The sequence below is a fragment of the Kocuria sp. CNJ-770 genome (assembly GCF_001942375.1).
In the GTDB taxonomy this organism is placed as follows: Bacteria; Actinomycetota; Actinomycetes; order Actinomycetales; family Micrococcaceae; genus Kocuria; species Kocuria oceani.
Genome location: NZ_MKJW01000137.1, coordinates 1 through 14,273, shown reverse-complemented (window position 1 = coordinate 14,273; position 14,273 = coordinate 1). Strand labels below are relative to the sequence as shown.

12 protein-coding genes and 1 pseudogene are annotated in these 14,273 nt (G+C 75.6%); 8 read left to right on the top strand and 5 right to left on the bottom strand.

What is annotated here, in order from left to right:
- Nucleotides 1-5: 5 nt before the first annotated feature.
- From BJF77_RS16690 to BJF77_RS16675, 4 genes are all read right to left on the bottom strand, one after another.
- Nucleotides 6-1,529, bottom strand: a complete 1,524-nt coding sequence (locus tag BJF77_RS16690; RefSeq protein WP_369821436.1) for a DEAD/DEAH box helicase — start codon at nucleotides 1,527-1,529, stop codon at nucleotides 6-8.
- 346 nt (nucleotides 1,530-1,875) lie between these two features.
- Complete coding sequence (locus BJF77_RS16685; protein ID WP_047803470.1) at nucleotides 1,876-2,112, bottom strand: DUF3107 domain-containing protein; 237 nt, start codon at nucleotides 2,110-2,112, stop codon at nucleotides 1,876-1,878.
- A gap of 55 nt (nucleotides 2,113-2,167) precedes the next feature.
- A complete protein-coding gene (locus BJF77_RS16680; protein ID WP_255396329.1) occupies nucleotides 2,168-2,704 on the bottom strand; it encodes a TetR/AcrR family transcriptional regulator in 537 nt (178 codons plus the stop codon).
- A gap of 131 nt (nucleotides 2,705-2,835) precedes the next feature.
- A complete protein-coding gene (locus BJF77_RS16675) occupies nucleotides 2,836-4,161 on the bottom strand; it encodes a glutamyl-tRNA reductase (RefSeq protein ID WP_047803468.1) in 1,326 nt (441 codons plus the stop codon).
- A gap of 125 nt (nucleotides 4,162-4,286) precedes the next feature.
- Here BJF77_RS16675 and hemE point away from each other — a divergent pair, with 125 nt between their 5' ends.
- The 8 genes and pseudogenes from hemE to hemL all read left to right on the top strand — a co-directional run bounded on the left by hemE (nucleotide 4,287) and on the right by hemL (nucleotide 13,253).
- A complete protein-coding gene (gene hemE, locus BJF77_RS16670) occupies nucleotides 4,287-5,492 on the top strand; it encodes a uroporphyrinogen decarboxylase (protein ID WP_075872865.1) in 1,206 nt (401 codons plus the stop codon).
- On the top strand, nucleotides 5,489-7,024 hold the full coding sequence (gene hemG / locus BJF77_RS16665; RefSeq protein ID WP_255396328.1) for a protoporphyrinogen oxidase: 1,536 nt from the start codon (nucleotides 5,489-5,491) through the stop codon (nucleotides 7,022-7,024). The genes hemE and hemG overlap by 4 nt, the downstream gene beginning before the upstream one ends.
- Entirely contained in the window at nucleotides 7,021-7,770 is a 750-nt protein-coding gene (gene hemQ, locus BJF77_RS16660) for a hydrogen peroxide-dependent heme synthase (RefSeq protein ID WP_075872864.1), read from the top strand. Before hemG ends, hemQ begins: the two co-directional genes overlap by 4 nt.
- Nucleotides 7,767-8,975: a ferrochelatase gene (locus tag BJF77_RS16655; protein WP_047803464.1), complete on the top strand. Its 1,209-nt coding sequence runs from the start codon at nucleotides 7,767-7,769 to the stop codon at nucleotides 8,973-8,975. The genes hemQ and BJF77_RS16655 overlap by 4 nt, the downstream gene beginning before the upstream one ends.
- Complete coding sequence (gene hemC, locus BJF77_RS16650) at nucleotides 8,972-9,928, top strand: hydroxymethylbilane synthase (protein WP_075872863.1); 957 nt, start codon at nucleotides 8,972-8,974, stop codon at nucleotides 9,926-9,928. Before BJF77_RS16655 ends, hemC begins: the two co-directional genes overlap by 4 nt.
- A 5-nt stretch (nucleotides 9,929-9,933) precedes the next feature.
- Nucleotides 9,934-10,761: pseudogene (locus tag BJF77_RS22155) on the top strand (uroporphyrinogen-III synthase); the annotation flags it as partial.
- A 111-nt stretch (nucleotides 10,762-10,872) separates the two neighbouring features.
- Complete coding sequence (gene hemB / locus BJF77_RS22150) at nucleotides 10,873-11,883, top strand: porphobilinogen synthase (protein ID WP_047803478.1); 1,011 nt, start codon at nucleotides 10,873-10,875, stop codon at nucleotides 11,881-11,883.
- A 53-nt stretch (nucleotides 11,884-11,936) separates the two neighbouring features.
- Nucleotides 11,937-13,253, top strand: a complete 1,317-nt coding sequence (gene hemL, locus BJF77_RS16635) for a glutamate-1-semialdehyde 2,1-aminomutase (RefSeq protein ID WP_047803462.1) — start codon at nucleotides 11,937-11,939, stop codon at nucleotides 13,251-13,253.
- A 22-nt stretch (nucleotides 13,254-13,275) separates the two neighbouring features.
- Here hemL and BJF77_RS16630 read toward each other — a convergent pair whose 3' ends face one another.
- Nucleotides 13,276-14,010, bottom strand: coding sequence for a 3'-5' exonuclease (locus BJF77_RS16630; RefSeq protein WP_075872867.1), 735 nt, complete (start codon nucleotides 14,008-14,010; stop codon nucleotides 13,276-13,278).
- Nucleotides 14,011-14,273: the final 263 nt, after the last annotated feature.

Genomic DNA, 14,273 nt, shown 5'->3' with positions numbered 1-14,273 from the left:
CGCGGTCATCGCCGCGGTCCTCCCGGCGGCCCTGGCCCCGGCGGGGCCGCCGCCGGAGCGGGTCGCGTCTCGGTCGCGGGAGCGCCCGCCCGGCCCTCGCCGCGGGGGCCGGACTTGCGCCCGCCCGGCTCGCCGAGGTCCTCGAGCACCTCGGCGTCCAGCCCGGCGTGGGTGCGCTTGGAGCGGGGCAGCCGGCCCTTGGTGCCCTTCGGGATGCCCAGGTCCTCGTACAGGTGCTCCGAGGAGGAGTAGGTCTCCCGCGGCTCGGGGATGCCCAGCTCGAGGGCCTTGTCGATGAGCCGCCAGCGGGGCACGTCGTCCCAGTCCACGAACGTGACGGCGGTGCCCTTGTTGCCGGCGCGCCCGGTGCGCCCCGTGCGGTGCAGGTAGGTCTTCTCGTCCTCGGGGCACTGGAAGTTGATGACGTGGGTGACGTCCTCGACGTCGATGCCGCGGGCGGCGACGTCGGTGGCCACGAGCACGTCGACCTTGTTGTTGCGGAAGGCCCGCAGGGCCTGCTCGCGCGCCCCCTGCCCGAGGTCGCCGTGCAGCGGTGCGGCGGCGAAGCCGCGGGAGATCAGCTCGTCCGCCAGCTTGGCGGCGGCGCGCTTGGTCTTCGTGAAGACGATCGTGCGCCCGCGGCCCTCGGCCTGCAGGATCCGGGCCACGACCTCGTCCTTGTCGAGCTGGTGGGCCCGGTAGACGACCTGCCGGATGTCCTTCTTGGTGGCGCCCTCGTCCGGAGCGGCGGCCCGGATGTGCATGGGCTTGGTCATGTAGCGCCGGGCCATGGCCACCACGGGACCGGGCATCGTCGCGGAGAAGAGCATGGTCTGGCGGACCTCGGGCACCGCCGCGAGCAGCTTCTCGACGTCGGGCAGGAAGCCCAGGTCCAGCATCTCGTCGGCCTCGTCGAGCACCACGGCACGCACCGCGGAGAGGTCGAGGTGGCGCTGCCGGTTGAGGTCGATGAGCCGGCCCGGGGTGCCCACGACCACCTCGACGCCGCGCTGCAGCTCCTCGATCTGGGGTTCGTAGGCCCGGCCGCCGTAGATCGTGGCGACCCGGGCGTCCCGGGTCCGCGCGGCGGTCGAGAGGTCCTGCCCGACCTGGACGGCCAGCTCGCGCGTGGGCACCACGATGAGGGCCTGCGGGGCGCCCGGCTTCTTCAGCTGCTCCCAGCCGGCGTCGCCGCGACCCACCACGCGCTGCACCACGGGGATGCCGAAGCCCAGGGTCTTGCCGGTGCCGGTCTTCGCCTGGCCGATGATGTCCTGCCCGGACAGGGCCACCGGCAGGGTCATGGCCTGGATGGGGAAGGGGTGGACGATGCCTTCGGCGGCGAGGGAGTCCACGATGTCCTGGCGCACCCCGAACTCGCCGAAGCCCTGCGGCAGCGGCTGGGGGTGCTCGTCGGTCTCCACGACGACGTCGGGGGTGCCGGCCGGCGCCGCCCCGCCGGCCGCGAGGTCCTCGGGGACGGTGTCGGTGATGTGGTCGGTGCTGCGGTCGGTGGTGTCTTCGGTCACGATGCGGGTTCCTTCGTTCGGGCACGCCCGCGCCAGGGGCGCGGACCGGGGTCCGGCCTGGGGCCGCCGTGGTGGCGGCCGCCGGGGGCGTGCGGTGGGTGGAAGCCGATCGCGAGCGTGCGCCGCCCCGACCGGGCGCGCCACGGGATCGTGGGACCCGGCTCCGGTCCCGTGCGCGGCCGCCGTGCGGGGCCTGGTCGCCGGGAACGGGGGCGAGAAGGTGTCTGTCGTTCGTGGGATCGCGGGTACGACCGGTCATCCAGTGCGCTTAACAGTGTAGCCCGGCGACCGCGCACACTCCGTGCGGTCGCCGGGCCGGGGTCCGCCGTGCTCGGCGGGCGGGCGCTCAGTCGTCCTTGGTGAAGGGCATGAACCCCACGGGCCGCTTCTGCTCGGCGCCGACGGCGGCGTAGCCGATGACGTTCGCGGGGACGACGGTCACGTTGCCCTTGGCGTCCGTGAGGGTAAGCGGGGTCCCGGAGGAGATGGCCGCGGTGATCTGCTCGACGGCTTCCTGCGCCTCGAGCGCGGAGTCGACGACAATCTCCCTCGCGACGTGCTGAACACCGATCTTGATCTCCATGGGTCCTCCTCGAAAGCGGGGCTGCGGGTGCGTCCCGGTCAGTCTAGGGAGGGGCCTACTCCCAGTCCTCGTCGAGCACCGAGATTCCGCCCCAAGCTAAACGGAAGATCTGCCGCTGGGCCTCGGCCCGCCCGCCGGTGCCCGGGTTGCGGATCCAGTGCACCGCCGCGGTCTGCGCCATGCCGGTCAGGGACCGGGAGACGAGCACCGCGTGCGGGTGGCTGAGCCCCGCGTTGGGCCCGAGCACCGTGGCGATCGCGTCGGCCACCGTCAGGTGGAAGTTCTCGAACCGCTCGGCGACCTCGGGATCCGCGAGCAGGTCCGACTCGAAGATCAGCCGGTGGGCCTCCGGATTGGCCTCCACGAACCCGAAGTAGACGTCCAGCATGGACTCCACCCGCTCGCGGTTGACCTCGCTGCCCCGCAGCGCGGCGACGAGGGCTTCCGAGAGCTCCTGGAGGTAGTAGTCGACGAGCGCCAGGTACAGCTCGCGCTTGCCGGGGAAGTGCTGGTACAGCACCGGTTTGCTCACCTGGGCGGCGTCCGCGATGTCGTCCATCGACGACCCGTGGTAGCCGTTGGAGGAGAACACGGTCAGTGCCGTCTCCAGCAGCTGCCGGCGGCGCGCCTCCCGCGGCAGGCGCGCGGGCGGCCTCTCCTGGTCTCAGTCATGAACCGTTCCTCCTCAACCGGCCGGCGGAGCCGGCCGCACGAAATGCTGCCCTACCCTGCCGCCTTCGGACGGTGGTCGATCTCCGCGGCCGGAGCGGGGGCCGGGGATGCGGTCCGCTCGGCCGGGGCGGCGGGGACCTCGATGCCGTACAGGGCCTCCAGGCCGGTGATGTACTCGTCCTGCCGGCCCTGCGCGGCGAGCTCCCGGGCGCGCACGGTCGGGGTGTGCAGCAGGGAGCGGACCATGCGGCGCATCGCCAGCTCGATCTGCTCCTTCGCGGCCGTGCAGCCGTGGTGGGACGTGACCTTCTCGAGCTCGGCGTCCAGCACGGCCATGGTGTGCCGGCGCAGCGCGACGATCGCGGCGTCCATGTCCCGTCCGTCCTGGCTCGCGGCGAACTCCTGGGCGGCGTGCTCCACGATCCCGGTCGCGGCCTCGACCGACTCCCGGGTCTCCTCGGGGGCGGCCAGGCGCACCGACTCGAGGGTGATCAGGTCCACGCCCGGCAGGTCCGCCACGGCCGGGTCGAAGTCGCGGGTGAGCGCCAGGTCGACGACGGTGCGCGGTCCGGCGGGGAGCGCGGAGGCACCCATGGGGGAGGAGCCGCCGCTGCAGCCGATCACCACGTCGGCGCGCTCCAGGGCGGCGGGCAGCCCCGCGGGCTCCACCGGGGTCCCGCCGCGGTTCTGCGTGAACTGCTCGGCGCGGCCGGACCCGGAGAACACCTCGATGTCGGCGCAGCCGCGGTCGCGCAGGGCGGCCATGGTCGCCCCGGCATAGGCGCCGGTGCCGAACACGAGGGCCCGGCGCGAGGCCCAGGTGCCCGCCGTGACGTCGTCGGCGAGGTCCAGGGCCACGGAGACGATCGAGCGGCCCCTCTCACCCAGCGCGGTCTGCGTGCCGATCTTCCGCGCCGTGCGCGCGGCCGCCTCGAACAGGCGCAGGAGCCGGCCCGAGACGGTCCCCGCCTGTTGGGCGTCGTTGAGCGCCCGCCGGACCTGCCCGGTGATCTCGCGCTCGCCCACGACGGCGGACTCCAGTCCCGAGACGACCGTGAAGAGGTGGCGCGCGGCGCCCGAGTCGGTGAAGACCCGCAGCGAGCCGGTGACGAACTCCGGATCCAGCCCGGAGCGGTAGCCGATCTGTTCGGCGAGCTCGGAGAGGACCTCGTCCAGGGCGGCCCGCGGGGAGGCGCCCGGCGCGGGCTCGAGCTCGCCGTAGAGCTCGAGCCGGTTGCACGTGGACAGGGTGACGGCCCCCTGGAGCCGGCCGGAGCCGACCATCTCCTCGGACAGGCCGAGGGCACCGGTGCTGAGACGCGCAACGGTGTTCAGATCGACGTTCTGGTGGGAGGCGACGAGTGCGAAGAGGACCACAGTCCATTCATACTAGACGGTCACCGCGATTGCGTGCCCCGGTGACGCGTGAGAGGCCGCTCACCCCCGGCGGTGACGCTGCGTCGGCAAACGACGTCGGTGTTCCTTGGCACAATGGAGGCACTATGCCTACCACCCCTGAGACGGCGAGCACGCCGGACACGTCGACCGCAGCCGTTCCCGGGCATCCCACGGGCGGCACCCACCCCTCGGCGGCGTTCGACCGCCTGACCGGATCGCTCGGGGCGCTGCCGGAGCGCCACCCGCTGCGCGCCGCCGGGACGATGGACGCGCCGCTGCTGCAGGCGCTCACCGGCCGCACGCCCGACCGCCGCCCGGTGTGGTTCATGCGGCAGGCCGGCCGCTCGCTGCCGGAGTACCGCAGCCTGCGCCAGGGCACCGCGATGCTCGACGCCTGCCTCGACCCGGCGATGGCCGCCGAGATCACGCTCCAGCCGGTGCGCCGCCACGACGTGGACGCCGCCATCTTCTTCTCCGACATCGTCGTGCCCATGCGCGTGGCCGGCGTGGACGTCGAGATCGTCCCCGGTCGCGGTCCCGTCCTGGAGCACCCCGTCCGCACCGCCGCGGACGTCGCCGCGCTCCCGGAGCTGGCGGACGCCGCCCTGGACCCCGTCCGGGAGGCCGTCGCCCGCACCGTCGCGGAGCTCGGCGCCACCCCGCTGATCGGCTTCGCCGGTGCCCCCTTCACCGTGGCCGCCTACATGGTGGAGGGTGGTCCCTCGCGGGACCACCTCCTGCCGCGCACGATGATGCACGCCGACCCCGCCGCGTGGCGGGCGCTGGCCGAGTGGGCCGCCCGGACCTCCGGGGCGTTCCTGCGCGCCCAGGTCGAGGCGGGCGCCTCGGCCGTGCAGCTGTTCGACTCCTGGGCGGGCTCCCTCTCGCTGGCCGACTACCGGGCGCACGTGCTGGAGCACTCGACGGCCGCGCTCGGGGCCGTGGCCGACCTCGCCGTGCCCCGCGTCCACTTCGGGACCGGCACCGGCGAGCTGCTCCCGGCCATGCGCGACGCCGGGGCGGACGCCGTCGGCGTCGACTACCGGCTGCCCCTCGAGGAGGCCAACCGCCGGCTCGGCGGCCGCACGGTGCTCCAGGGCAACATCGACCCCGCCCTGCTCGCGGCCCCGTGGCCGGTGCTGACCGAGCACGTGCGCGAGGTCCTGCGCGGCGGGGACCGGGCGCCCGGCCACGTCGTGAACCTCGGCCACGGCGTCCCGCCCGGGACCGATCCCCAGGTGCTGACCGATCTCGTGGGCTTCGTCCACGACCAGCCGGTGGAGCGGGCCCCGCGCGAGGGCACACCGTGAGCCCCCGCCCCGCCGGACGGACGGCACCGCCCCGCTCCGCCCTCGTGGTCGGCGGGGGCGTCTCCGGTCTGGTGGCCGCCCACGACCTCGCCGCGCGAGGGCTGCGCGTCACGCTGGTCGAGGCCGAGGACCACCTGGGCGGCGCCGTCGGCGCCCACCAGGTCGCCGGTCTCGTCATGGACTCCGGCGCGGAGTCCTTCGCGACGCGCTCCCGGGCGGTGCCGGACCTCCTGGAGGAGCTCGGGCTGGGCGAGCGCGTGGTGCAGCCCCGCCGGGGCGGCTCCTGGCTGTTCCTGCCCGATGGTGCCGTCCCGGCGCCCGACTCCGGGATCCTCGGCATTCCCGCCGACCCGACCGCCCCGCGGCTGCGGGCGGCCCTCGGCCGCGCGGGCATGCTCCGGGCCGGCCTCGACCGCCGGCTGCCCGCCTTCGTCGGCACGACCGAGCACTCCCTGGGCGGTCTCGTCCGGGCGCGGATGGGGGACCGGGTGCTGGAGCGTCTCGTCGCCCCGTTCACCACGGGCGTGCACTCCGCCCACCCCGACGATCTCGACGTCGACGCGGTGGCGCCCGGCCTGCGCCGGGCCCTGCGCGAGCACGGCTCCCTCGGCGCCGCGGCGGGGGCCCTGCGCCGCGCCGCGCCCGCGGGGGCGAACGTGGCCGGGCTGCGCGGCGGGATGAACGCCCTGTCCGAGGCGCTCGTGCGCGAGCTCGAGCGCGCGGGCGTGAAGCTGGTCACCGACTACGACGTCATCGCCCTGGACCGCGACCCCCGGCGCGAGGGCTGGATGGTCATCCAGCGCCAGCCCCGCCGCGGCGAGAAGACCGCTGTGGCCCGCGGCGAGCTGCTGGTCGTGGCCACGGACGGCGCCACCGCCGTCCGGCTCCTGGCCGGACACCGCCACGAGCTCCAGCGGTTCACCCCGGAACCGGGCCCCCAGGTGGCCCTCGCCACCCTCGTGGTGGACGAGCCGCGCCTGGACGGCGCGCCCCGGGGCACGGGCCTGCTCGTCAGCGAGGACGCCCGCGCGGTGCGCGCCAAGGCCCTGACCCACGCCAGTGCCAAGTGGGACTGGCTGCGGGAGGCCGCCGGCCCGGGCCGGCACGTGCTGCGCCTGTCCTACGGCCGCGCCCAGCCCGACGCCTCCGCGGTGCCCCCCGAGGTCGCCCTGCCCGACGAGCAGCTGATCCGGCTGGCGCTCTCCGACGCCTCGACCCTGATGGGGGTGCCCCTGCGCCCGGCGCAGCTGGTCGGCGCGGACATCGTGCGCTGGCGCTCGGCGCTGCCCCGCGCGGGGGTCGGCCACGCCCGCCGCGTGACGGAGTTCCGCCGGGCGCTGGCGCAGCTGCCCGACGCCGTCGCCGTCGGCGGCTGGCTGGCCGGCACGGGACTCGCCTCCGTCGTCGCCGACACCCGTTCCCAGGTCCGCGCGCTCCTCGCCGAGGCCGGCGTCCCGGAGGCCGCCGCGCCGCCCGGTCCGGAACCGCCCGGACCGACACCGACCCCACCCGACGAAAGGACTGATCCTTGAGCCACGACACCAGGCCGCAGTCGCACGACGGCCGACCCGCCGCCGAGCCCGAACAGGCGCAGGACGGGGGTGCGGAGCAGCTCCACTGGGCCGTCTGGACCGTGTTCGCCCGGCCCGCTGGGCCCTCCGGCGGAGCCTCCGCCGGTTCCGACGGGGCCGCCGCGGAGTTCGACGGCGTCGTCCGGCAGCTGTCCGCCGAGGGCGTGACGCTGCGCGGGGTCTACGACGTCTCCGGCATGCGCGAGGACGCCGACGTCCTGACCTGGCTGCACGGCGAGGACCCCCAGGCGCTGCAGGCGGCGGTCCGCCGGCTGCGCCGCACGGGCCTGCTCGCGGGCACCGCCCAGGTCTGGAACGCGATGGGCGTCCACCGGGACGCCGAGTTCACCCGCAACCACTCCCCGTCCTTCGCCCGTGGAGTCCCGGCCGAGCAGTGGGTGTGCGTCTACCCGTTCGTGCGCTCCTACGAGTGGTACTACATGAACCCCCAGCGCCGCGGCGAGATGCTGCGCAACCACGGCATGGCCGCCCGGGACTACCCCCAGGTGCTGGCCAACACCATCGCCTGCTTCGGGCTCAACGACTTCGAGTGGCTGCTGGCCCTGGAGGCGCCCGAGCTCGTGGACCTCGTGGACGTGATGCGGGCCTTCCGCAACACGGAGGCCCGGCTGCACGTGCGCGAGGAGACGCCCTTCTACACCGGTCGCCGGATCGGCACCGAGGAGATCGCGGAGGTGCTGCGATGACCGCCGAGAACGACCTCTCCCGCGCCCGGGCCCACCCGCCCGAGGACTACGACGCCGTCATCCTCTCCTCCTTCGGGGGCCCCGAGGGCCAGGACGACGTCCTGCCCTTCCTGCGCAACGTCACGAAGGGCCGCGGCATCCCCGACGAGCGGCTCGAGGAGGTCGCCACCCACTACCGGGCCAACGGCGGCGTGAGCCCCATCAACGCCCAGAACCGCGCGCTGCGCTCCGCCCTCGAGGCGGAGCTGCTGGGCCGGGGGATGCACGTGCCCGTGCTCTGGGCCAACCGCAACTGGGCGCCCTACGTGGCCGACGTGGTGCGGGAGTGCCACGCCCGGGGCATGCGCCGGCTGCTGGTGCTGGCCACGAGCGCGTACTCCAGCTACTCCGGGTGCCGGCAGTACCGCGAGGACTACGGCGTCGCGCTCGAAGAGCTCGGCCTGCGGGACGAGATGCACATCGACAAGGTGCACCAGTACTACGACTCCGAGGGGTTCGTGCAGCCCTTCGTCGAAGGCCTCCGGGACGGCCTCGCACAGGTCCGGGAGCGGCTGGGCGCCGAGGGCGGACGGATCGCGATCCTGTTCTGCACCCACTCCATCCCGACCACCGACGCCGAGGCGTCCGGGCCGGCGCGGATGGACTTCGAGGAGAACTCCGCCTACGTGGCGCAGCACCTCGCCGTCGCCCGCACCGTGCTCGAGCGCGTGGGGCCGGAGGAGCTGGGGGACCACACCTGGGACCTCGTCTACCAGTCCCGCTCCGGGCCCCCGCAGGTGCCGTGGCTCGAGCCGGACGTCAACGACGCCCTCGAGGAGGTCGCCGGGCGCGGGGTCGCCGGTGCGGTGCTGGTGCCGCTGGGCTTCGTCTCCGACCACATGGAGGTCAAGTGGGACCTCGACACGGAGGCCCTCGAGACCTGTGAGCGGCTGGGCCTGCCGGCCGTCCGCACCCCCACCGCCGGCACGCACCCGGCCTTCGTGTCCGGGCTGGCCGACCTCGTCGAGCAGCGGGTCGCCGGCCGCGCCGCGCCGCCGCGGGTCTCCGCGTGCGCCCAGGGCACGTGGTTCGACGACTGCGCCCCGGACTGCTGCGTCAAGGTGCTGCGGGGCGCCGCCGGCCCGCGCCCGACCATCGCCCAGCGTCCCGAGGGCGACCCGATCCCCGTCGATCTCGACGAGTCCGGGGAGGTGCGGTACGCGTGACGGCCGAGACCGCCGCGGACCGGCCCGTCCTCCGGGTCGGGACCCGCGGCTCCCAGCTGGCCCTGACCCAGACCGGCACGGCCGCGCACGCCGTGGCGGCCGCGGGCGGACTCGAGCCGGAGCTCGTCACGATCCGCACGGAGGGTGACGTCCTGACCGGCCCGCTCTCCCAGATGGGCGGCACCGGGGTCTTCGCCACGGCGCTGCGCGCGGCGCTGCTGGCCGGCTCGGTGGACCTGGCCGTGCACTCGCTCAAGGACCTGCCCACCACCCCCGTGCCCGGTCTCGAGGTGGCCGCGGTGCCGGAGCGGGAGGACCCCCGCGACGCCCTGTGCGCCCGCGACGGCCTCACCCTGGCGCAGCTGCCGGCCGGGGCGAAGGTCGGCACGGGCTCGCCGCGGCGGGCGGCGCAGGTGCGCGCCGCCCGCCCGGACCTGGAGATCGTGGACATCCGCGGCAACGTCGGCACCCGCCTGGCGCGTGTGGCCCCCGGCGACCTCGACGCGGTGGTCCTCGCCGCCTCGGGGCTGCACCGGCTGGGCCGGCAGGACGCGATCACCGAGCTGATCGACCCGTCCGTGATGCTCCCGGCACCGGGCCAGGGCGCCCTGGCCCTGGAGTGCCGGACCGAGGACGCCGCCGGGGACGCTCCGCTGGCCACCGCCCTGGCCGCGGTGGACCACCTGGAGACGCGGCTCGCCGTGACCGCCGAGCGGGCGCTGCTGACCCGTCTCGAGGCCGGGTGCGCCGCCCCCGTCGGCACCTACGGGAGGATCCGGGGCGACGAGCTGGTGCTCGACGTGGTCGTGGCCGACCCGGACGGCAGCCGGGTGCTGCGCCGCGACGGCAGCACGGCGGAGCGCACCGTCGACGCCGCCCGGGACCTCGGCACCCGGCTGGCCGACGAGCTGCTCGCCGACGGCGCCGGCCGGCTGGCCCGGTTGACGCTCTGAGACCCGTGCCGCGCCCCGGCCACGACGACCGCTCCGGTGCCCTGCGCGGGGCCCGGGTCGTCGTCACGCGCTCCGCCGGGCGGGCCCGGGAACTCGTGGCGCTGCTGCGCGCGGACGGGGTCCGCGTCCGGCTCGCGCCGCTGCTCGAGCCGACCCTGCCGGCGGACACCGCGGCGCTGTCCGCGCTGCTGGACCGCGCGGCGGCGCCCGGTCCCGCGGGGCGCACCTGGCTGGCGGTGACCTCGGTCAACACCGTGCGCGCCTTGCAGGCCGTCACCGGGACCTCCGGTCCGCCCGGGCTCGGGCCGCGGCTGGCCGCGGCCCGGAGCGCGGGACTGCGCGTGGCGGCGGTGGGGGACGCCACGGCCGCCGCCCTCGCGGACGCCGGGCTGGCCCCGGACCTCGTCCCCGGCACGGCGCACTCGGCCGCGGGGCTGCTCGCGGACTGGCCGGCCGAAGCGGCCCCCGGCACCGTGCTGCTGCCACTCTCCGGCCGGGCCCGGCCGACCCTCGAGGCGGGCCTCGCCGCGAAGGGGTACCGTGTCCTCACGGCCACGGCCTACGACACGGTCCCGTGGCCGGCCCCGGAGCCCCTCGTGCCGGAGACGGCGGCGGACGCCGCCGCCGTGCCGACGCTGGACCGGGCCGGGCTGCTGGCGGCCCTGGCCGCCGGCGAGGCCGACGCAGTGGTGCTCACCGCGCCCTCCCACCTCGCCGAGCTGGTGGGCGAGGACCCCGCCGTGCTGGCGGGCACCGCGCTCGTGGCCATCGGCGAACCGACCCGGCAGGCGGCCGCCGACCGCGGCCTGACCGCCCACGCGGCGGACCGTCCCACCCCGGAGGCGGTCCGCGCCGCCCTCGCCCGCGCCCTCGCGGACCCCGGCGGGCCGCGGCGCCCGGCACCGACGACACCGACGACATCCCCGACCGAGGAGACGACTCCCGTGACCGACCGAACCCCGCGCTACGACCTCGTGTCCCGGCCCCGCCGGCTGCGCACCACACCCGCCGTCCGGCGCCTGGCCGCCCAGACCCGGGTGCACCCGTCCGACCTCATCCTCCCGGTGTTCGTGCGGGAGGGACTCACCGAGCCCGCCCCGCTCGGCTCCATGCCGGGCGTCGTCCAGCACTCCATGGACTCGCTCCGCCGCGCCGCGGCCGAGGTCGCGGCCAAGGGACTGGGCGGGATCATGCTCTTCGGCGTGCCCGCGCAGCGGGACGCCCGGGGCAGCGCGGGGTGCGACCCCGAGGGCGTCCTGAACCGTGCCCTGCGCGCCGTGCGCGCCGAGGTCGGCGACGACACCGTGGTCATGGCAGACCTGTGCCTCGACGAGTTCACCGACCACGGGCACTGCGGCGTCCTGGCCGAGGACGGGACCGTGGACAACGACGCGACCCTGGAGATCTACGGCCGGATGGCCGTGGCGCAGGCCGAGGCGGGCGCCCACGTGCTCGGCCCCTCCGGCATGATGGACGGCCAGGTCGGGGTGATCCGTACCGCCCTCGACGAGGCGGGCCGGCCCGACGTGGCCGTCCTGGCCTACTCCGCGAAGTACTCCTCGGCGTTCTACGGCCCCTTCCGGGAGGCGGTGGACTCGCAGCTGCAGGGCGACCGGCGCACCTACCAGATGGACCCCGCCAACCGGCGCGAGGCGCTGCACGAGCTGCAGCTGGACCTGGACGAGGGCGCCGACATGGTCATGGTCAAACCTGCCATGAGCTACCTCGACATCCTGCGCGACGTCGCCGAGGTCTCCCCGGTGCCCGTCTCCGCGTACCAGATCTCCGGGGAGTACGCCATGATCGAGGCCGCCGCGGCCAACGGGTGGATCGACCGGCGGGCCGCCGTCCAGGAGTCCGTGCTCTCCATCCGCCGCGCGGGGGCCGACTCCGTGCTGACCTACTTCGCCGTCGAGCTCGCGGATTGGTTCCGCGAGGAGAACGGCCTCTCCTGAACCCCATCCTCCCCCGAGCCGGCACCCCCGGCGAAAGGAAGCAGACAGAACCCATGAGCGTTTCCCAGGAACTCTTCGACCGAGCCCGCAAGGTCATGCCCGGCGGGGTCAACTCGCCGGTGCGCGCCTTCGCCTCCGTGGGCGGCACCCCGCCGTTCATCACCGCCGCCAAGGGCCCGTACCTCACCGACGTCGACGGCCGCGAGTACGTCGACCTCGTCAGCTCGTGGGGGCCGGCCCTCATCGGCCACTCCCACCCCGCGGTCATCGAGGCCGTGCACGAGGCCGTGGAGCGGGGCCTGTCCTTCGGGGCGACCACCCGCGGCGAGACCGAGCTCGCCGAGCTGGTCGTCGACCGGATCGGCGCGATCGACGAGCTGCGCATGGTCTCCACCGGCACCGAGGCGGCCATGACCGCGATCCGCCTGGCGCGCGGCGTGACCGGCCGGGACCTGATCGTGAAGTTCGCCGGCTGCTACCACGGCCACGTGGACTCCCTGCTCTCCGAGGCGGGCTCCGGCGTCGCGACCCTGGCCCTGCCCGGCTCGGCCGGGGTCACCGCGGCCACCGCCGCCGAGACCCTCGTGCTGCCCTACAACGACCTCGCCGCCGTGGAGGAGGCCTTCGCCGCCCATCCCGGCCGGATCGCGGCCGTCATCACCGAGGGCGCACCCGCCAACATGGGCGTCGTGACGCCCCTCGAGGGCTTCAACGCGGGGCTGCGCCGGCTCACGCGCGAGCACGGCGCGCTGATGATCTTCGACGAGGTGCTGACCGGCTTCCGTGTGCACGAGGCCGGATACTGGGGCCTCACCGCGGCCGGCGAGGACGGCTGGGAGCCGGACCTGTTCATGTTCGGCAAGGTCATCGGCGGCGGGCTGCCCGCGGCCGCGGTGGGCGGCCGCGCCCAGGTGATGAACCACCTGGCGCCGCTGGGTCCCGTCTACCAGGCGGGCACGCTGTCCGGGAACCCGGTGGCGATGGCCGCGGGCGCGGCGACGCTTCGCACCGCGGACCGGATCGCCTACCAGACCGTCGACCGCCGGTCGGCCCAGCTGCAGGAGGCCGTGCGCGCCGCGCTGGACGAGGCCGGGGTGGACCACTCGATCCAGTCGGCGGGCAACCTGTTCTCGGTGTCCTTCGGCACCGCGGCCACGGGCGTGCGCGACTACGCGCAGGCCAGGGCGCAGGAGACGTTCCGCTACCCGGCCTTCTTCCACGCGATGCTGGACCAGGGCGTGTACCTGCCCCCGTCCGTGTTCGAGGCGTGGTTCCTCTCCGCCGCCCACGACGACGCCGCCATGGACCGGATCGTCTCCGCCCTGCCCGCGGCCGCGCGGGCCGCCGCCGAGGCCCGGCCGGCCGCCTGAGCGAGGACCGCGCCGGGGACGCTCAGGCGTCCTCGGGGCGGCGCAGCGGCCAGGCGCCGTCCACCACGGCGTCGGGTCGGGTGCGCCGGAAGTACTCCTGCAGGCTCGCGGCCTGCTCCGCCGCCCAGCCCACCTGGTCCTCGTGGAGCTCGGCGGCCGGGCGCACGAGCTCGCGGAACCGCCGCGCCATCAGCACCGCGAGCCGCTCGGTGGCCACCGAGTCCGCCGCCGAGGTGTGCGCGGCGGTGAGCTCGACCCCGTACTCCTCGCACAGCGCCCCGAGGGTGCGCTTGCCGCGCCGGTACCGGTGCACCTGCTTGTTCAGGACGTAGGGGTCGAGCACCGGGAACGGCTGCGGCACCTCGACACCGTGCCGGCGCCCCTCGTGGGCGAGGACCGTGAAGTCGTAGGAGGCGTTGAACACTAGCACGGGCGTCCCGGCCGCGAACAGCTCGGCCAGGACCCCGGCGATCTCCGTGACCACGTCGGCCGCCGGCCGGCCCTCGGCGCGGGCCTGCTCGGTGCTCACCCCGTGCACGGCCGCCGCCTCCTCCGGGATCTCCACCCCCGGGTCCGCCAGCCACTCCCACTGGTCCGTCACCGTGCCGGAGGCGTCGGTGCGCACGACGGAGGCCGTGACGATGCGGGCGGTGTGCGGGTCCCGTCCGGTCGTCTCCAGGTCGAAGGCCGCCCGCGGACCCTCGGTCCACGCCGGGGCGGCGCCGGGCGCGACCGGCGGAGGGTCGAGCTCGAACAGGACGTCCTGCTCCGCGTCGGCGCCGGCCGCCGAGGGCGCCGTCGCCGGGGCGCGCCAGCGGCGCGGCGTCGAACAGGGGAGGCTGGTCGGTGGGCTCGGCAGGGCGTGAGGGCGAGGACATGGACCCACCGTACCGGCCCCTCGGACCCGCCACGCCGCGCCGCCGGGCACGGCCGGCCGTGCCCGGCGGCGGATCCGCCCCCGTGCCGCACGGGCCCGGCGGTGCACGGTCGCGGCCACGGCGGTGCCCGCCGAGCGGCGCC

Bases quoted from the DNA above. Each gene is read 5' to 3' on its own strand.
- BJF77_RS16685 (WP_047803470.1), bottom strand. From the start codon at position 2,112: ATGGAGATCAAGATCGGTGTTCAGCACGTCGCGAGGGAGATTGTCGTC.
- hemE (WP_075872865.1), top strand. From the start codon at position 4,287: ATGCCTACCACCCCTGAGACGGCGAGCACGCCGGACACGTCGACCGCA.
- BJF77_RS16655 (WP_047803464.1), top strand. From the start codon at position 7,767: ATGACCGCCGAGAACGACCTCTCCCGCGCCCGGGCCCACCCGCCCGAG.
- hemL (WP_047803462.1), top strand. From the start codon at position 11,937: ATGAGCGTTTCCCAGGAACTCTTCGACCGAGCCCGCAAGGTCATGCCC.